The sequence below is a fragment of the Rossellomorea sp. ABR4_012 genome, assembly GCF_056159545.1.
Map to the genome: position 1 here is coordinate 416,871 of NZ_JBSWVK010000003.1, position 18,505 is coordinate 435,375.

An 18,505-nucleotide genomic window follows, 5' to 3' on the forward strand; every position below is an offset into this window, starting at 1 on the left:
TGAGGAAAAGAGTACTAGGTTATCTACTACTAAAGTAGTAACCATATACTGCTCATGCTCTGTTTATTTACTACAGACGCATAATAGTCGAAAGATTAGGAAAATGAGAGAATGAATACATGGAAAGGAGTGGATAAAGTGAAGATAAAAACGATTTTCATTTCACTTTTGTTGATCATAACGATGTTTTCTTCATCTTGGGCCCATCATGAGGCATCAAGCATGGACCGTAAGGCGGTAGTAGATGAGAACCTTGTAGAGGAGATGGCCACAGCTTTGGAGCCTGTTGAAGTGATTGTCACCTTTGAAGAGGGAGCTCATGAAAATAGGGCAAACATCTTAAAGGAAGCCGGCATAGATGCAGGTTTGAGTTTTGAAAGTCTGCCAATGGCAGGAGTGCTGGCCACCAAATCTCAGGTGGAGAAGCTTGCGGAATCCCAAGAAGTTGTTTCGATTTACTTAAATAGAGATTTGACATATGAAAATGAAGATGGCACTTCCATAACGGGTGTGGATGAAGTACGTACTAACCCAGTTATGACGAAACAAAATGGAGGTCTTCCTGTGTCCGGTAAAGGAATCGGAGTGGTCATTAACGATAGCGGGGTAGATGGAACCCATGATGACCTCGAATACGGCAGTCATCTGGTTCAAAACGTGCTCGGTTCCACCAATCTCCACGCAGTGGATGCAATCCTTCCAGTTACTTACACAGAGAATGTCCCTAACACCGACAATAACTCAGGACACGGGACTCATGTCGCTGGTATTGTCGGCGGTACAGGAACCATGTCGGGAGGTAAGTATGAAGGCGTTGCACCGGGTGCCAACTTAATTGGATATGGTTCCGGAGCGGCACTGGCTATGCTCGATACGATTGGGGGATTTGATTATGCCCTGACCCACCAGCGGGAATATAATATCCGGGTCATTACGAACTCCTGGGGAGATACGAGCGAAGCAGGTAAAGAGTTTGATCCCTATGATCCTATTAATATCGCCACAAAGAAATTATTTGACAGAGGGATCATCACAGTCTTTTCAGCGGGCAACTCTGGACCGGATGCTTCGACGATATCCGGAAATTACAAGAAAGCCCCCTGGGTAGTAACGGCATCAGCCGGAAACGATACCTATGAACTTGCTGATTTCTCTTCAAGAGGAGAACAAGGAAAAGGAGGTACAGTGACAGTAGATGGGAAAGAGTGGACTTGGTCTGACAGACCTACCATTACGGCACCGGGAGTGGATATTATTTCGACACGTGTGCTGTCGCCGCTTCCGCTTCTTGGAGCAACTAAGGACGCCGAATACATTGACCCCGCTTATATCCCGTATTATACAACGATGAGCGGTACTTCGATGGCGGCACCTCATACTGCAGGAGTCATTGCGCTTTTATTGGATGCAAATCCAACGCTTACTCCTTTAGAAGTGAAGAGTATCTTGGAGGAAACGGCCAGACCCATGCCGGGTTATGAAATATGGGAAACCGGTGCAGGTTACATTGATGCCTTCAAGGCAGTGGAAAATGCTTTTCAACAATATTAATAGACTTTGAGAGAGGAGAATACTATGAAGAAGATTGGTTTGGTTTTACTTGCGGTGTTCTTGATTATCCCTTCATTCTTTATCGGGGGGGCAGCTGCCGAAACGACAGGTACCCCAGGGGCAGTTGTGGATTCGAAGATTCAGAACGTATTGGAAACGGCGTCAACTGTAGAGGCTATTGTTACATTTAAAGGGGACGGTGCCCCTGGAGCCGATCATCTTGACTTATTAAGAGAAGCGGGTGTGACGACAGGGGTGACGCTGAAGTCTCTTCCAATGGCCGGAATCATTGCCACTAAGGCGGGGATTGAAAAACTTGCAGACTCTTCAGAAGTGCAATCCATCTACTTAAATGAGGAATTAGAGTTTTTCAATGCGGATGCAACAGCCATCACCGGCGTTGACAAAGCAAGAACCGATCAATCTTTTCAAGAAAAGAACGGTGGTTTCCCTGTAACGGGTGAAGGCGTAGGTGTGGTTGTCAATGACAGCGGTGTCGACGGCACGCACAAAGACCATGAACTCGGAAGGAATCTTGTTCAAAATGTCATGGCACCTGCCAATTTAAACGCACTGGAACCGTCTCTTTTACCGATTACTTATCAAGAAAATGTACCGAACACAGACACCAATTCCGGACACGGAACGCATGTGGCAGGTACGGTTGGCGGAACAGGTGCCATGTCTTCAGGAAAATATGAAGGGGCAGCACCTGGAGCTGATTTGATTGGTTATGGATCAGGAGCGGCACTATTTGTTCTTGACGGGATTGGCGGGTTTGATTATGCCATCACCCATCAACAGGAATACCAAATTAGAGTAATCACTAACTCTTGGGGGTCTTCCGGGGATTTTGATCCGAACCACCCAATTAACATCGCAAGTAAAAAAGCATATGACAGAGGAATCACTGTTTTATTTGCTGCAGGGAATGAAGGGCCTGGTGAAAACACACATAATCCGTATGCAAAAGCACCATGGGTCATTTCCGTGGCAGCTGGGGTAAAAGACGGTACACTGGCTGATTTCTCATCAAGAGGCACAAAGGATGCAGGCGGAACATTCGTCATGGACGGTCAGGAATGGACATGGATGGATGAACCATCCATAACAGCTCCAGGTGTAGATATCGTCTCGACTAGAGTATTGGCACCTGTTTCCAGTCTGGCGATTGACCAGGATGCCGAGACCCTTGATCCAGCACATGTGCCATACTACACAACAATGAGTGGAACATCTATGGCAACTCCGCATGTAGCGGGAATTGTGGCTCTCCTTCTCGAAGCAGAACCTACAATGTCACCAGCAGGAGTAAAAGAAATTCTTCAACAAACCGCCACCAATATGCCAGGATACGAATCTTGGGAGGTGGGAGCAGGGTATGTGAACGCATATGCAGCTCTTGATGCTATTTATAACGGAAAGGAATATGGTCAGACTCTTAATATGAATCAAGCTTTCAACAGCAGTGTTGAGTCGGAAACACAAAGAGAAGACTTTACAGTGGATTATGATCCGGCTGCTTTACTCTCTACTAACCAGCATGAGTTCACTGTGGAAGAAGGTTTAACTTCCCTGACAGCCAAGATCAATGCTAAAGGACTGCTTGAGGAAACAGGAAACCCTGTTAACCTCATCCTCATTGCACCGAATGGAGAGGAGCACAGTTCAGGTATCAGCGTGCTTTTTCCATTGTATACTGATCGCACTGTCACTGTTAATTCTCCTCAGCCTGGTCTATGGAAAGTGGAATTAAGAGGGCTGAAAGGAAGTGAATCAAATCCGCTTGGTGTGAGTATACCTGAAACGGTGAATGGATCTCTTGCTTTTTCAAAAATCAGTGGGTTTACGGGATTGAACGATATTAGCGGACACCCAGCTGCTTCTGCCATCCAGATGGGGGTTAAGGAACGTCTATTTGATGGACTTTCCACTGGCAATTTCAATCCAGGTTCATACATTGACAGAAAGCATCTTGCCCGGTATTTGGTGATGGGTGCTGAAATCCGTCAATCTTTACCTCTCGATACAAAGGGTACTTTCACTGATGTGAAGTCAAAGGATAAAGCATTTGTAGAGGCTGTGACTGCCAAGGGGAGTGCTTTCCGTGATGAAAGTCATAACCAGAATGCAGTTGTACTTGTGGATGAAGCAACCGGGAATTTTTCTCCTAATGCCAGCGTAAGCCGTGCAGAACTTGCTTATTCTCTTGTTCAAGCGATTGGATTACAAGAAGAAGCACAGCAATTTGAAGGAGAATTAACGGTACAGTACAAAGATGAAAGGATTGCCATTGAAGATGCTTCCGTTGTACCGGCAGAATTAAGAGGATATGTGCAACTTGCGCTCGACTTAAACATCCTTAATGCACAATTTTCATCTGAACAAGGACCTTATGATCTGGAACCAGTAATCAAGGCTTCCTTTAACCCAGAAGAAAAAGTCGCGCGTGGAGATTTTGCGGTTGCGATGACCCGCTATTATCAAGCATTTCTAAAATAAGAAGAACAGCCATTTCAAGCTTTTGAGTTAGGGAATTTCTTCACATGCATCCCAACCAATTGTTCCTTATATTAAAGGAAGAGTATATGTAGAAGAGATGGGTCTTTAGAGGCTCATCTCTTTTTGTGATCCCTCCCGTTACTTCGCTAGTATGGGTGAGGGGGAGGTGGAAATATTATTAGCACTCCCAAGTCCCAAAAAATAAGGTCTGACCCCCCTGGTGCTCTACCAAGTGTCAGACCCATATCCTACTTCAACTGCAACTCAATCTCATATTCCTTATATTCCGCTTCAAAATCATCCTCCGGTCCCTGATGGCCGCTGAATTCAAGTTTGATCCATTCGATATCTTCTGCATGGCCTCTTTCAAGGTACCAGATGATATTACCTTCCTTGATGACGCCTTTGTCGATCTCGCCACCGATGTTGTCGGAGACCCACATGTCAGGCATGTCGATCTGTTCTCCGGTGCTGGTTACGAGCACGGCCTGGTCGGGGTAGAAGGTGAACTTTCCATCAGTGGTGTTTTCCATTTTGAACTTTACCCCAACTGCTGATGCCTTGGCATTTTCATCTTCCATCGTAGGGGCTTGATCCGTGACGACCGCTTTTTGAATTTCCATTTTCAAGCCCTTGTAGTTATCGGACCATTTTGAATCATTGTAGTACGTCCAGATATCTTCCTCCTGCACTTCTTCCTCTGGTTTTTCTTCCTTGCCGGCATCACTATTCGTTTTCGCCTCAGCTTTTTCTGTATCGTTTTGAACAAGTTCCTCAACTGCTGCATCACTTCCGCAACCTGCAAGCATAAGGGCCATGGCACCTGCTAACATGAAATAAACCATCTTCTTCATAAAATAATTCCTCCTTAGGGGATTCATTTGGAAATGTAAATAATTTCCTTGTAGTTCCAGTTTACCGGGTGACCTGTTTGGATTTTTGATATGGTTCAAGGTTCTATTTCAAAATATAAAGGACTGGCCGCGGGTTAATTTGAACAACCTGAGACCTGTTAGATCCTGGAGCGTGGCCGCACCTCATAACTTAAAGGTGTTTGTATTTTTTATCAGGTAAAATCAATAATATTAATATAAAAATTAATTATTTAAATTATTTTTTAAAAAATATTAACTTTTGTTATTTACAGTTTCTGTTTATTGATATATAATCAAATCAACTAAAGGAAAGGAATTCCAATATGGCTTATAAAGTAATCACGAATTGTCCGGTCTGCAGTGAAACGATGAAGATTACGAAGCTGCAGTGTTCTCATTGTCAGACGACGATTGAAAATGAGTTTGAGTTATCGAAGCTGGCTTCGCTGTCAGCGGATCAGCTGAATTTTGTGGAAGTATTTTTAGCGTGCAGAGGGAATATAAAGGAAGTTGAGAAGGAACTGGGGATTTCGTATCCAACGGTTCGAGGCAAGCTGACGGAGATCATTTCATCACTAGGCTATGTACAGAAGAAAAGAAACGACGTTGACGAGAAGAAGGTTGTCACGATGCTTGAAAATGGCGAAATCACTCCGGAGGAAGCCATTAAACTTTTAAAAAACGAATAGGGGGAACGTTCCATGAATGAGGAAATCACAAGAGTGTTGACCATGGTGCAGGATGGGAAGATTGATGCAGCGAAGGGAGCCGAACTGATATCTGTGCTAAAAGAGAAAGAAGACACAGGAGGCAGGGTGACGGAAAAAAAGGCACACTATGCAGACAAGACATTAAAAGTCCGTGTCGTATCAGCTGAAGGTGACAACGTCTCGGCCAATCTGCCGATCAAACTGATCAAGGCCGTATTAAAGGCGGGACACAGCATCGCAACGGGCATTCCGCAATCCGAAAAGTATGTAAAAGATATTGACATCAACCTTATTTCAGAAGCAATCGAACATGAACTGGAAGGTCCTATCGTCGATGTGAAATCGGCAAACGGAGATACCGTTTCAGTCATCATCGAATAGTGGGTAGCCTATGCTCCATATAAAAGTGAAATCAGAAGACGTCCGGTTCTCCATCCCGATTCCATATGCCCTTTTGAACGTGGGCATATCCATCCTATCCTCTAAGTTTTTTCATCAACGACTCCATCATTGGACAAAAGAGAATTTTAATAGAAAGCAGCTGGACTTTACGATTCTGGACATCGATCGAAAGGCGCTAAAGCCCATCTACAAGGAATTGAAAAAACATAGGGGGTTGGTGCTGGTAGATGTGAAGGCGAAGGACGGTACAGAGGTTTTGGTTAGGCTGTAATTTACATCATTGATGTAAATAATTGAATAGAAATAAAGCTCGTATAAACTCAGTAATACAGTCTGAGAGTTTCTACCCGGTTCCCATCGTAAGAACCGGACTACGAGATAATGTTTGCTTATTGGTATAAGAAGATCATTTATCAACTAATAGCGGACTGGAATGTCAACTTTCGTTATTAGCATCTATGATAAAGAATGATTTTTTATGAGTGTGTAATCAAAAGCCAAGTAAAAAGTGGGACTTATCACTGGTTTGAGGATAAGGCACTTTTACTTGGCTCTTTTAGTTGTTCATATATCCAAGTCAAATACAAAATGAATAGAAGCATACTGGGGTGTAGATCTTGTTATGCTTTTTTTCAGAAAGGGTGTTTACGATGATTCCTCCAAGGAAAAGTGATCAGCTCGTCATTATCGTGCACGAAATTCACGGGTTGAATCAGCATATGAGGTATATCTCTGAATTGATCAATAATCTGGGAATGGATGTGATTTGCCCCGACCTTTATCCACCGGGGACTCATTTGGGGGAAAGCGAAGAAGAGGTGTATAACAGCTTTTTTAAGCATGTTGGATTTCAGAAAGCCGCATCCCACATCAAGGAATCCATTGAGGATAATAGAGGGAAGTATAAGAACATCTATGTAGTGGGATTCAGCGTTGGAGCCACTGCTGCCTGGTTATGCAGTGGTCATGAGGGTGTTTCAGGAGTTCTATGTTTCTATGGATCAAGGATAAGGGATTATGTTGGAGTGAATCCGACATCTCGTACTTTACTATTCTTTTCAAACAAGGAAAAGACGTTTGATGTAAACCCTCTTATAAAAGAACTTGAGAAGAAAGAGAACAAGTTTATCGACATTCATGTATTTGATGCTGGACATGGATTTGCCAATCCGTATTCTAAAGAGTTCTGCCAGGAAGCGTTTGATACATCGTTCTCTCTTTTGAAAGGGGTTTTAACTAAGACGGCGGAGGTCATGGAATAACAGCGCTGGGTCTATCCCCCGGAAACGCAATCATTAATGCTCCAGGGGCTGGCCCATGTGATTGGCAAGCATCTCACCAGTGCACTTGAAGTTTATTCCCATTTGGATCGTAAAAGTGAAAATAGGCATGTCCGTTATCTTCTTGTATATCCTCAACCGTGACGCCATTATCTGCTAGATGTTCATGGAATTTCGATAATTCAGGACTGGTAAAGCCAATGTTGAAGGCTGACTCATTATGAACTGTAAAATGTGCATATGTTTCATCAGCAGTGGGGACTAAGATAAGCAAAAATGGCCCATCATTTATTTTTATAACCGCAAATGGATCCTCCGTAATGGTCAACAATTGCAGTCCTAACACGTCCCTATACCAGTGGGCAGACTCCTCTAAATCTCGTACAGGGATTCTAATGTAATGAACTTGTTCAATAAACGATTTACTCATTGGTTATCTCTCCTTTGTTTGATTGGGGGTAGGTTTCAAAACCAAATACAGAATTTGTTTACACAGACTCGTAAACTCCTAGACTAGCATTTTTAAAAAGAGGGGGGAGGTGGAAAACTTTTAGATGTAATAGCTATATAGGAAATTATCGCATTTATTATTGATTATTTCCATATTTATGAAAAATCAAGTGGGAGATACGTGCCCACGCTTCCTAGATGTGATCGGTGTCGAGGATATGGATCGAAAAGAACGCAGACGTTAGGTGAACACTTAACGGTCTGCGTTTTTTGACATTTCCTATCCTCTAGAGACTGGAAATTGCCTAGGAACTTCTTCGGAAGTGATATACTCACGACTACTCTAAACTCCTCGCTTAATCTCCATGTTCATCAGGTTTCCTATAACCGTACTATACTTTTTTATGAACTGCTTGAAGCGTTGTTAACTTGTGTTAAAAGTGTGAATTTATTTTTAAAGAAAAGTTTGACAATTAAAAAAATTATGGTAATCTTTATTTATAAGTTTAATATATAAAACTTGGTTTATTATAGTAAACCATGGAGGTTAAGATGAATGAAACAAAAGTATTGGGTTCCAGCTTTAGAACGAGCAAACTTGATTATTGAGTTAATTGCAAATCATCCTTCCCAATTGAGATTGATTGATCTCTCTAAAAAGTTAGACATCAATAAAAGTTCCATGTACTCCTTGTTGAACACACTCGAAACGATCGGTTGGATTAAAAAGGATAAAAAGGACTTTTACACATTAGGACCGGTATTGGGTTCTTATAGTTCTGCTTATTTTAGCCAATACGATATTTTGGAAACCTTTTCATCGGAAGCAGGTCATTCCATCAAAGTTGTTGATGAGCACATTCAACTGGGGACGTTGGTAGGAAATGAAGTCTTTTATTTAGCCAGGGAAGATGGAAGCTCACCGGCGCGCTTAGTAACAGATCCCGGTATGAAATTTCCAGCTTACGCTTCAGCGATAGGCAAAATCAATTTATCACATTTGGATTATGAAGAATTAGTAGAGTTATATCCTGAGAAAGTATTTGAAAAGAAAACAGAAAATACCGTTGAAACCGTTGATGAACTGTGGGAGCAGCTAGTGAAAGCAAAGAAAGACGGCTTTATTACAGAAGAACAAGAAGGAGCCATTGGTTTTTGTTGTGTGGCAGCCCCTATATATAATCAAGAAAATCAGATCACAGCGGGAGTAAGTTTTACGATGTTGGAAAATAGCTGGAAGGAAAAGCGGGAAATGGCTACTGAAGAAATTATGAAGCTAGCTAAAAAGTTGTCTACAAATCAATCATTTGTAAATAAATAAAGGAAAGCAGGGATAGGATGAAGCTACTTACTTATCATGTGAAAGATGAAAAGAAAATCGGGATGTTAGAAAACGATTTGGTTTATTGTTTGGCAGAACTTGCAGAACTTTATAATGCTGAAAGAAATGAAAGCGTCACCATTGAAGGGGATATGCTTTCCCTGATTGAAAACCATCAAACTGCGATCTACAACATATGGGATTGGGTGCAGACAAATCCAAAACAGGCAGCGGGCAGCGCAGTACCGGTTCAGGAAGTGACAATCGCAGCCCCTATTTCAAATCCTGGAAAGGTGGTTTGTGTAGGGAATAATTACATGGATCATTGTATTGAACAAAATGTAGAACCTCCAAAGAAGCCAATGATCTTCTCAAAATGGGCTACCTGTATTATTGCAGATGGAGAAGACATCGTGCTTCCTCCAGATTCAGAACAAGTCGACTATGAAGCTGAACTCGCGGTTGTGATAGGCAAAGCCGGGAAAAATATTTCCGAAGAGGAAGCCTTTGATCATGTATTTGGTTATACCATCTTAAATGATGTAAGCGCACGAGATATACAATTTGAGGACGTACAATGGGTGCGGGGGAAATCCTATGACACATTTGCTCCATTAGGTCCCGTCATTGTGACAAAAGATGAAATTGAAGATCCTCACAACCTAGACATCAGATTGGAAGTTAATGGTGAACCTCTTCAGGATTCAAACACAAAACATCTAATCTTTAACATTCCACACATCATCTCTTATCTATCAAAAGGCTTTACTTTTCAACCTGGAGATATCATCGCGACTGGAACCCCTCATGGAGTAGGCGTGTTCCGCAACCCTCAAATATTCTTACAACCTGGTGATTCCTGCAAAATAGAAATTCAATCAATTGGAGTATTAGAAAACAAAGTAGTCAAATAGGAGGGAAAACATGAAAGTCTTATCTTGGAATGGTCCAAAACAAATTGATGTAGAAGAACGCCCAATACCTGAATGTAAAAAAGATGAAGTGCTAATCAGGGTTGACGTAGTCGGGATCTGCGGGTCGGAAATTGAAGGATTTCTGGGTCACAACAGTCTGCGCGTACCTCCACTCATTATGGGACACGAATTCAGTGGTTTTATCGAGGAAATGGGGGATGAGGTACAGAATGTAGTGATCGGATCCAAGGTCGTTGTAAACCCCTTGATCAGTTGTGGAAATTGTCCGAAATGCAGGAGGGGCCTTGAAAATTTATGTGACAACAGGCAAATCATCGGCGTCCACAGGCCCGGTGCATTTGCTGAATATGTCGTGGTACCTGCAAGTTCGGTCATAGAGGTTCCTAAGACTTTAGATTCGCATACCGCCTCATTATCTGAACCTTTAGCATGTTGTTTAAGAGCGGTCAGAAGGGCTTTGGAGCACCATCCTTTTTCTAATGTATTGATTTATGGTGCTGGTGCAATAGGAGTGTTAAGTGGTTTTGTGGCAGATATTCTAGGAGCGAGAAAAGTAGTCATTGCAGACATTAACAATGATCGTTTGAACACCTTGAATAATGTCGGTTTTAACCATACTTTAAATCCAAATGAAGAAAGCTTTGAAGAGAAATTAAACGAAATGGCTGGACCTGAAGGAATCGATGTAGTCATTGATGCAGCCGGTTTTCTGCCGACACGCACACAAGCAGCCAGTATCGTGAATACTGGAGGGGTCATCATGAATATCGGACTGGGTATAGATGAAACCCCTTTACCTGTAAATGTATTCATAAGAAGTGAAATTACCGTGTTAGGTTCTTTTTGCTATACAAAACAAGATTTCTTAGATGCAGTCAATCTTCTTGTAGATTCCAAGATTAATATAAAAGGCTGGACTCAAGTGCGGGAATTAAATGAAGGTCAGCAAGCTTTCTTGGATCTCATCGGAAACAAGGTTGAAAACAGCAAGATTTTTCTAAGTTAAATAATTTTCAGGAGGTAACTCATGGGTGTGACTGGAAGAAAAATTACGGCAGTAAGGGCATATGTAGCAAGCGGCGGCGGGGGAGATTATCACGATCAGAAAGAAGAACACTGGATTGTGAATCAAATCTCTACTCCGATGAGTATTTATCCGGATTATAAAAAGACGAGAACCAGCTTTGGAATAAATGCATTGAAGACATTGGTTGTAGAAATTGAGTCGGACAATGGTGAAGTGGGAGTGGGGATTTCCACTGGGGGATTTCCTGCTGCCTGGATCGTCATGAACCACTTGGATCGATTCATTGTCGATCAGCCTGTTGAAAATATTGAACAGATTTGGGACCAGATGTACCGCTCTACCATGTATTACGGAAGAAAAGGCGTAGTCATGAATGCTATCTCAGCTGTTGATTTAGCTTTATGGGACCTGTTGGGGAAAATTCGCGAGGAACCGGTTTATGCCATGATTGGAGGGAAAGTGCGGGAAGAAATCCCGTGCTATGCAACAGGACCCCGTCCAGACCTGGCTAAAGAAATGGGTTTTATCGGAGGGAAGCTTCCATTAGTATACGGTCCGGCCGATGGGGAAGAAGGACTTAGAAAGAACCTGGAAACTGCAGCTTCGATGAGGGAGAAAGTAGGTGAAGACTTCTGGCTTATGTGGGATTGCTGGATGTCGTTAGACCTCCCTTATTCACAAAAACTCATGCAAAAATCTGATGAGCTCGGTTTTAAATGGATAGAAGAGTGTTTTAATCCTGATGATTACTGGGCTTACAGAGATTTAAAGAAGAGGGCATCAAATAATATCCTTGTTACAGGAGGAGAGCATGAGGCCACTCGTTACGGATTTCGTATGCTTCTGGAATTCTGTGATTTGGACATCGTCCAGCCTGACGTCGGATGGTGTGGCGGGTTAACAGAATTAATTAAGATTGGGAACCTGGCAGAGTCATATGGAAAATATGTCATTCCTCATGGCAGCGGAATTTATAGTTATCATTATGTTGTAACAAAGACCAACAGCCCTTTTGCAGAATACTTAGTGATGAGCCCTAAAGCGGATGAAGTGGTCCCGCAGTATTATCCGCTATTAGAAGGAGAAGTGATCCCGGTTAACGGGAAGGTGAAGCTCAATGACAGACCAGGGTTTGGGGTTAGTCTGAACAATACTTCAAACTTACAACTGATCCATAAAGATTAACTATTATTAAACAAAGGGGATGGAATACGTGAAGAAAATGATGATTATTTTCACATTAGTAATCTTGTCTTTTGGTCTTGCAGCTTGTAATGGCGGGAACCAGGAAACGAATTCAGGCACCGCTTCAAGCTCTTCGGGTGGGGAAGAGATGACGATTCGTTTAGGATCCCACTTACCTCCCAGCCACTCAGTTATTGCAGTGACTGAAAAATTCAAGGAGATTGTTGAAGAAAAGTCTGAAGGCCGTATTACAGTGGAAATTCATCCTTCAGGTGAATTGGGCGGACAAAGTGAATTGATTCAGTCCCTTCAAGTAGGATCTGTTGAAATGACGATAAATGATGCGGGTGTCCTATCCAACTTCGCTCCTAAAGTAGGGGTGCTGGATTTACCTTACACGTTTAAAGATTATGATCACGTGCATAAGGTTCTCGATAGTCCTGTTGCAGAGGAATTAGAAAAAGAGCTGGATGCGATTGGAGTTAAATCAATTGGTTGGGTTGATTCTGCATTCCGTGATTTGTTAGTAAACGAGGAAGTCTCTTCAATAAAAGATGTAAATGGCCTGAAAATAAGGGTTCCTGATGCACCTCAATACTTAAGGACCGTACAGTCATGGGGAGCTTCTGCAAGCACGATTCCTTGGGGTGACTTGTATACATCACTTGAAACGGGAGTAGTGGATGGTTTTGAAGGTTCAGCCGAGAGTATCCATTCATCAGCCCTGCATGAAGTGGTGGATTATCGAGTTCCGACAGAGCATATCTTCACGGTCTTATCATTAAACATCAGCAAAAGTGTATTTGAAGGCATGTCGAGTGAAGATCAAACGTTGATTGAAGAAGCAGGACGCGAAGCTGCACTTTATGGAAGAGATTTAGCAATGGAAAGAGATGTTGAGTATAAAGAAAAATTAGAAGAAGAGGGCTTAAAAACTCTCGAGATCGATAAAGAAAGTTACAAGAAAGCAGCCATGGAATTTGTTAATGAGTACGCTAAAGAAATTGAAGTGACGGATCTGTTAGAAGAAATAAAAGAACTTCAATAAACAATATAGGCCAGCAAACGTTTGCTGGCTTTCCTTTTCAAAACTAAAAGGGGTGAAGACCTTGGAAAAGGGATTTAACAAAGTCATTAGGGTATTGTTATTAGCCTTATTTTCAATCATTACGTTATTAGCAGTAGTACAAGTCGTAACCCGGTTCGCAGGAATATCGATGAGCTGGATAGATGAAGCAATGAGATTTCTATTTATTTGGTTTGCTTTCATAGGCTCAGCTTATGCCATTCGTGAAAAGAAGCATATTGTTGTAGATCTACTGAGTGAATCGATTTCAAAAAATATAATAAGAGTACTGGATGTTCTCGTGCATCTCATCATGTTGTCATTCATCTTTGTATTAATTAAATATGGATATGAAGTAGCAAATGTAATGGGGATTCAAAAGTCTTCATCTATGAGAATTCCTATGTTTTATGTGTTCTTGGCCATACCTGTCAGCGGCTTATTGATGCTTTTTTATACGATATTGAACCTGGTGGATTTAATTAGAGGAGAGGAGGAACGTATATGACGCTTTTAATTATGTTTGGTATTTTAATTATTTTACTTGTTATTAGAATGCCGGTAGCGTTTGCTATTGGAGTATCTTCTCTTGTCACGTTGGTCATTACCACGGATGTCACACTCTCCCTTATTATTCCTAGAATATTCAATACTCTGAATAGCTTTACGTTCCTTGCTATTCCTTTCTTCATGCTGGCGGGTTCGATTATGGAGCATGGAGGTATATCGACGAGACTCGTTCGTTTTGCAAATAGTTTATTAGGTCATATTAAAGGCGGACTTGGTCATGCCACGATTTTTACAAGCACGATTTTTGCAGGGATATCCGGTTCCGCATCGGCGGATACCTCAGCTGTTGGATCCGTTATGATTCCATCTATGGTCAGACGCGGGTACCCAAGAGGATATGCTGCAGCATTGACTGCCTGTGCAGGTGCCATTGGACCAATCATCCCACCAAGTATCATCATGATTATTTACGGATCACTTACGGGGTTATCTATATCCAAGCTATTTTTAGCAGGAGCAATACCTGGGATTATTATGGCCATAGGCTTAATCATCACAAACTATCTTGGTGCCATCAAATATAATCTGCCTTACGAAAAGAGGGCTACATTAAAAGAAGTCTGGAAGAGCTTCTTAGATGCATTTTGGGCATTGCTTGCCCCTGTAATTATTATCGGGGGAATACTATTAGGTTTCTTTACAGCTACTGAAGCGAGTGTAGTCGCTGTCATTTACTCACTGCTGGTAAGTATGTTCATTTATAAAGAACTAAATCTAAAAGACTTGTATAAAGTGATCATACAATCAACTCATACCAGCGTCATGGTACTATTTATTGCAGTGACTGCCTCTATTTTTGGATGGATATTGGCGAATGAAAAGCTGCCTTTGAAGATATCGACATGGCTGAGTGAATTTACAACGAATACTTACCTGATCATGCTGCTTATTGTTATCATCCTCTTAATCATTGGATGTGTAATCGAAACAATCGCAGCATCGATTATCTTTATACCAGTGCTTGCAACAATTGCTGCAGCAAGTGGGTTTGACCCTTACCATTTTGCCACTGTAGTTGCCATCTGTTTGATAATAGGAGGCGTGACTCCACCTGTAGGAGTACTTCTCTTTATCACAAATGGTATTGCTGAAGCGAGATTTAAAGATACTCTTAAATATCTGGTACCGTTCTTTACATTGATCATCATTGTTGTGTTATTGGTCGCTTATATTCCTTCGTTGTCTACGTTCCTTCCTGGTTTGATTGAATAGGATGAACCTTTTCCCTGGTTGGGGAAAAGGTTTTTTTATTTCTTTCAGTTACTGCTGGATTTAATAGCTTGGAAGGGATGCAGGTGGCTATGAATAAAAACAAATGCATCATTATGGAACCAAATCCCATCTCAATCGTACATAAAGTAAAGATAAAAAAGCGGGAGGCATGATCATGAAACAACTCTATATAAAGCAGAAGGTATTTAGTCTCAGCGGGAAATTCACGGTAAAGGATCAGGAGGAGAAGGACCGGTATTATGTGGAGGGAAGTTTCATGAAGGTTCCGAAGACATTCTCCATTATGGATACAAACAGGGATGAAGTGGCTCTCATTACGAAAAAGGTGCTCAGTTTTTTACCGAAGTTTTTTGTTGAGGTGAATGGGCGAGAGGTATTGACGATCAAGAAGGAGTTCTCCTTTCTAAAAGCTCGCTATTCAATCGATGCGGCAGGCATTGAAGTGCGGGGGAATTGGTGGGATATGCATTTTCAGGTGTTACAGCATGGCAAGGTTGTGGGCGAAGTGGATAAGAAGTGGTTCAGTTGGGGCGACAGTTACCGAGTGCAAGTAATGGATGAAGAGTTGGAGACGATGATGATTGCACTGGTTGTTGCGATTGATTGTGTGAAGGCGGATGAGTCGTCTGCTTCGTCTGGAGGGGCGGTATAAAGTAGGAGTGTGAAAGGGAAGAAGGACAGTTTTTGAAGTGGGGGACTGATTTGGAGGAAGCGTCGGGTTCCCCAATTTTTAAGCGTAAGTGTGCATTATTCAACCTTAAAGGGAAATCGGCAAGAGAGGTCGGGGTTCGTCATTCATAAGCAAGAGAAACCCCTGTCTTTCCGTGGTAACTTTCAAACAAAAGGAGCGGTAGATGTGAAACGACCGGTTATGAAACAAGTGTTACTTTATATAATAGGAATGATGATCGGGCTTACGATAGGCATTGCATTTTTTATTCCAATTGTAGAGGATACGACCATAGGTCTTGTCATCGGGTTTAGTCTGGGTATTATGACAGGATTGTCGCTGCAGCCAATTGCTAATAAGAAGTGGGTTTGAATATGATGAATTCCTTGTCCAAAAGACTCAATCCTTTCGCTAAGGGTTGAGGCTTTATTTTTGTTTTTTAATAAATCATCACCATCTTCTCAACCCGCGCAACCATCAATACCGAACCAAGGATTTCAGAAGCATCCGTTTCTATATGGGGAAAAGCAGTTTAGGATGAGTATTATATCAAAGGAGTAAGGGGATTGATGTTGTGAAATAGCAGTCACATCATCAATCCCCTTTTTGTGATTTATTCGGCGTTTACTAAGAATTCCTTCAAGAATCCTCTAAAGCTATCTTTCAAACAAACCGCCATGAAAACAGTAATAGTATTTCATATCCAAGTTTAAGACCTTGTTCAATGATTTTTCAGCCTCTTTTAAATTCAATGCAAATTGCGGATTGGCGACCGCTAAGGCATTCTCTTTGATTACAGCGGCATCTCCAGTGATGACCGCATCCAGTTTTTCGCTGACGATGGATATGTGGCCAGGTGTATGTCCTGGCGTAGAGAGGATTTCACAACCTCCGGCCCAATCCAATATATCACCGTTTCTAAATACGATATCGACCGGAACGCTTTTTATCTGTTTAAGACGATCGATGAAGGATAGTCCGAAGTCTCTATGTTCTGCCGGCAATGTCTCCAGCATCTCTTCTGCCTGTATAAGGCGGAGTGACTTCTTATTTCCATTGATATATTCTTTTTCTATTTCACCGGCTGCCACCTTGATGACAGGATACTTTTCCTTTAATTCATGTAAGGCTCCCATATGGTCGTCATCATGATGAGTGATAATCACGTAGGTTATGGATTCGGGCGGGATTCCTTTACTTTTGAGTTCCTTTTCCAATAATGAGAGCATGCCTGGGTATCCGCAATCGACCAATATCACTTCTTCATCACTTCTTATGACAGTGGGGTGAATGGCTATTTTTTTGTCATTATAATTAAATGTCAAATCAAGCTGGATAAATTCCATTTCGTTCACTCCATCCTTCCAATTCCCATGTAAAAACAATTGTTATAGATTATTAATATTATAACCTGATAAGAGATTGCTGTCCTTGGAATGGATATCCCTCCACTACCAGGTTCAATAGAAATGAATCTGACAATCCGGTATCCATTCATTATAGGGGGTGAATTTAGGCAACCTTAAAGTTTTAATGCTTGTATTCGATTAATTCTCCTTCTCATCTCCATCAACCATATGGGACATCCCGCATTCACCCTTATCATACAAAATAACGGTATAGACTTTTGCCAGCATCTCGGCAAAGGGAAGGGAAACTCATGACTGCCCCCGGGACCGCCGTGCAGGAACACAATCGGTTCACCGTTGAGCGTCAGGTGTTTTTCCATCATATCCATCCTTTACAGAGGAATAAATAGTCGTTTCATATAAAGCGTTTAGCTGTTGTTGTTCTTTCACCCCATGAAGTAATTTAGTAACCAAAACAGCAATGGCATAATCATGACATATGGTTTTTTGTCAGGTGGCAATACATAGGCAAGAACCATTCCGATCAAGGCAAATGGAATCACTAGTTTCCTGTATGTAGTTTTCTTCAATATCACAGCCTCCAAACGTTGTGCTGGCTTCGCTATTTATTCCAAGCTCCCCGCATAATCCTCCTTCACCCAATAGGTAAGCGAACCGTCCTGGTTGATCTTATAACGCAGATTCGCTTTCTGGAGTCCTTCGATCATGAGGGGCTGCAGCTGACTCAACTTCAGATTGCTTTCTTCTATGTAGGTCGACAGGATTTCAGGGTGATAGGTATTCGATTGGGACGTTGAGACGAGATAATCGACCGCCGCTTGTTTGATCACATAAAGCTCCATCGTTTTGGTGTGCAGGTCTTTAAAATCGCGTGGGGGCTGCAGTTCCATGAGCTTCAAATAGTTTTGTTTCACCATGATATCCGTTTCATTGATGTCCAACTTGAGCGAACTCAGGTCTCCGTTAGCCTCATTGATCTTTGTCATCAGCTGCTTGAAGCTTTGGTCACTAGAACTGAAATATTGTTCACGCTCCTGCAGGTAGCTTCTGATCTTCTGGTCATGGTGGATGGTCAGTTCATAGTAGATCTTCATTGGCTGGCCGCTGGCAAATAAGGCGAGCAGGATGAACCCGATTGCTCCCCAGGACCATTTGGGCGGTGTTTTCTTGTTCGTTGGCCTGTACCGATCATCATTCCAGTAATCTCTTTCAGCTATGGGCATTTCTTGATTCCTCGATTCATTCTTTTCTAGTAAAATACTTCTTTTATATTACCATAATATTACAGTGTATCGATCTTATTTTTTTAAAGTAAGGAGTCTATCATGAATCATTTCAATCTTATGCAATTCTTTGAA

At 41.9% G+C, this 18,505-nt stretch carries 20 protein-coding genes and 1 riboswitch; of the genes, 15 read left to right on the top strand and 5 right to left on the bottom strand.

The window, feature by feature from the left end; translation table 11 throughout:
• Positions 1 to 111: 111 nt before the first annotated feature.
• Positions 112 to 1,551: a S8 family serine peptidase gene (locus ACXAFV_RS15170; protein ID WP_475127689.1), complete on the top strand. Its 1,440-nt coding sequence runs from the start codon at positions 112 to 114 to the stop codon at positions 1,549 to 1,551.
• A 24-nt stretch (positions 1,552 to 1,575) separates the two neighbouring features.
• Positions 1,576 to 4,053, top strand: coding sequence for a S8 family serine peptidase (locus ACXAFV_RS15175; RefSeq protein WP_475127690.1), 2,478 nt, complete (start codon positions 1,576 to 1,578; stop codon positions 4,051 to 4,053).
• Positions 4,054 to 4,301: 248 nt separating this feature from the next.
• On the opposite strand, the gene ACXAFV_RS15180 is transcribed toward ACXAFV_RS15175, so the two are convergent.
• Positions 4,302 to 4,907, bottom strand: coding sequence for a hypothetical protein (locus ACXAFV_RS15180; RefSeq protein WP_475127691.1), 606 nt, complete (start codon positions 4,905 to 4,907; stop codon positions 4,302 to 4,304).
• A 344-nt stretch (positions 4,908 to 5,251) separates the two neighbouring features.
• Between ACXAFV_RS15180 and ACXAFV_RS15185 the strand changes: the two genes are divergently transcribed.
• The 4 genes from ACXAFV_RS15185 to ACXAFV_RS15200 all read left to right on the top strand — a co-directional run bounded on the left by ACXAFV_RS15185 (position 5,252) and on the right by ACXAFV_RS15200 (position 7,302).
• Entirely contained in the window at positions 5,252 to 5,617 is a 366-nt protein-coding gene (locus ACXAFV_RS15185) for a DUF2089 family protein (RefSeq protein ID WP_475127693.1), read from the top strand.
• 12 nt (positions 5,618 to 5,629) lie between these two features.
• Positions 5,630 to 6,019 carry an SHOCT-like domain-containing protein gene (locus ACXAFV_RS15190; RefSeq protein WP_475127694.1) on the top strand — a complete coding sequence of 130 codons (390 nt, stop codon included), beginning with the start codon at positions 5,630 to 5,632 and terminating at the stop codon, positions 6,017 to 6,019.
• A 10-nt stretch (positions 6,020 to 6,029) separates the two neighbouring features.
• Positions 6,030 to 6,311, top strand: a complete 282-nt coding sequence (locus tag ACXAFV_RS15195) for a hypothetical protein (RefSeq protein WP_475127695.1) — start codon at positions 6,030 to 6,032, stop codon at positions 6,309 to 6,311.
• A 19-nt stretch (positions 6,312 to 6,330) separates the two neighbouring features.
• A riboswitch (purine riboswitch) is annotated at positions 6,331 to 6,434 on the top strand.
• 256 nt (positions 6,435 to 6,690) lie between these two features.
• Positions 6,691 to 7,302, top strand: coding sequence for a dienelactone hydrolase family protein (locus tag ACXAFV_RS15200; protein WP_475127696.1), 612 nt, complete (start codon positions 6,691 to 6,693; stop codon positions 7,300 to 7,302).
• A gap of 73 nt (positions 7,303 to 7,375) precedes the next feature.
• Here the strand turns inward: ACXAFV_RS15200 and ACXAFV_RS15205 are convergent, their stop codons facing one another.
• Complete coding sequence (locus ACXAFV_RS15205; RefSeq protein WP_475127697.1) at positions 7,376 to 7,750, bottom strand: VOC family protein; 375 nt, start codon at positions 7,748 to 7,750, stop codon at positions 7,376 to 7,378.
• Positions 7,751 to 8,326: 576 nt separating this feature from the next.
• Between ACXAFV_RS15205 and ACXAFV_RS15210 the strand changes: the two genes are divergently transcribed.
• The 9 genes from ACXAFV_RS15210 (at position 8,327) to ACXAFV_RS15250 (ending at position 16,149) form a co-directional block, all read left to right on the top strand.
• The gene (locus ACXAFV_RS15210) at positions 8,327 to 9,091 is read left to right on the top strand and encodes an IclR family transcriptional regulator (protein ID WP_475127698.1); all 765 of its coding nucleotides are present in this window, start codon (positions 8,327 to 8,329) and stop codon (positions 9,089 to 9,091) included.
• Between the two features lie 17 nt (positions 9,092 to 9,108).
• Positions 9,109 to 10,005, top strand: a complete 897-nt coding sequence (locus ACXAFV_RS15215; RefSeq protein ID WP_475127699.1) for a fumarylacetoacetate hydrolase family protein — start codon at positions 9,109 to 9,111, stop codon at positions 10,003 to 10,005.
• Between the two features lie 10 nt (positions 10,006 to 10,015).
• Positions 10,016 to 11,032, top strand: a complete 1,017-nt coding sequence (locus ACXAFV_RS15220) for a zinc-dependent alcohol dehydrogenase (RefSeq protein ID WP_475127700.1) — start codon at positions 10,016 to 10,018, stop codon at positions 11,030 to 11,032.
• Between the two features lie 21 nt (positions 11,033 to 11,053).
• Positions 11,054 to 12,238: an L-rhamnonate dehydratase gene (rhmD, locus tag ACXAFV_RS15225; RefSeq protein WP_475127702.1), complete on the top strand. Its 1,185-nt coding sequence runs from the start codon at positions 11,054 to 11,056 to the stop codon at positions 12,236 to 12,238.
• A gap of 37 nt (positions 12,239 to 12,275) precedes the next feature.
• Entirely contained in the window at positions 12,276 to 13,286 is a 1,011-nt protein-coding gene (locus tag ACXAFV_RS15230; protein ID WP_475127935.1) for a TRAP transporter substrate-binding protein, read from the top strand.
• 61 nt (positions 13,287 to 13,347) lie between these two features.
• Positions 13,348 to 13,812: a TRAP transporter small permease gene (locus ACXAFV_RS15235; protein ID WP_475127704.1), complete on the top strand. Its 465-nt coding sequence runs from the start codon at positions 13,348 to 13,350 to the stop codon at positions 13,810 to 13,812.
• Complete coding sequence (locus ACXAFV_RS15240; protein WP_475127706.1) at positions 13,809 to 15,086, top strand: TRAP transporter large permease; 1,278 nt, start codon at positions 13,809 to 13,811, stop codon at positions 15,084 to 15,086. Before ACXAFV_RS15235 ends, ACXAFV_RS15240 begins: the two co-directional genes overlap by 4 nt.
• 175 nt (positions 15,087 to 15,261) lie before the next feature.
• A complete protein-coding gene (locus ACXAFV_RS15245) occupies positions 15,262 to 15,759 on the top strand; it encodes an LURP-one-related/scramblase family protein (protein ID WP_475127708.1) in 498 nt (165 codons plus the stop codon).
• 204 nt (positions 15,760 to 15,963) lie between these two features.
• Positions 15,964 to 16,149, top strand: a complete 186-nt coding sequence (locus tag ACXAFV_RS15250; protein WP_475127710.1) for a hypothetical protein — start codon at positions 15,964 to 15,966, stop codon at positions 16,147 to 16,149.
• Positions 16,150 to 16,433: 284 nt separating this feature from the next.
• On the opposite strand, the gene ACXAFV_RS15255 is transcribed toward ACXAFV_RS15250, so the two are convergent.
• From ACXAFV_RS15255 to ACXAFV_RS15265, 3 genes are all read right to left on the bottom strand, one after another.
• A complete protein-coding gene (locus ACXAFV_RS15255) occupies positions 16,434 to 17,123 on the bottom strand; it encodes an MBL fold metallo-hydrolase (RefSeq protein WP_475127712.1) in 690 nt (229 codons plus the stop codon).
• A 449-nt stretch (positions 17,124 to 17,572) separates the two neighbouring features.
• Positions 17,573 to 17,716, bottom strand: a complete 144-nt coding sequence (locus tag ACXAFV_RS15260) for a hypothetical protein (protein WP_475127713.1) — start codon at positions 17,714 to 17,716, stop codon at positions 17,573 to 17,575.
• Positions 17,717 to 17,752: 36 nt separating this feature from the next.
• Complete coding sequence (locus tag ACXAFV_RS15265; RefSeq protein WP_475127715.1) at positions 17,753 to 18,370, bottom strand: hypothetical protein; 618 nt, start codon at positions 18,368 to 18,370, stop codon at positions 17,753 to 17,755.
• Between the last annotated feature and the right edge of the window lie 135 nt (positions 18,371 to 18,505).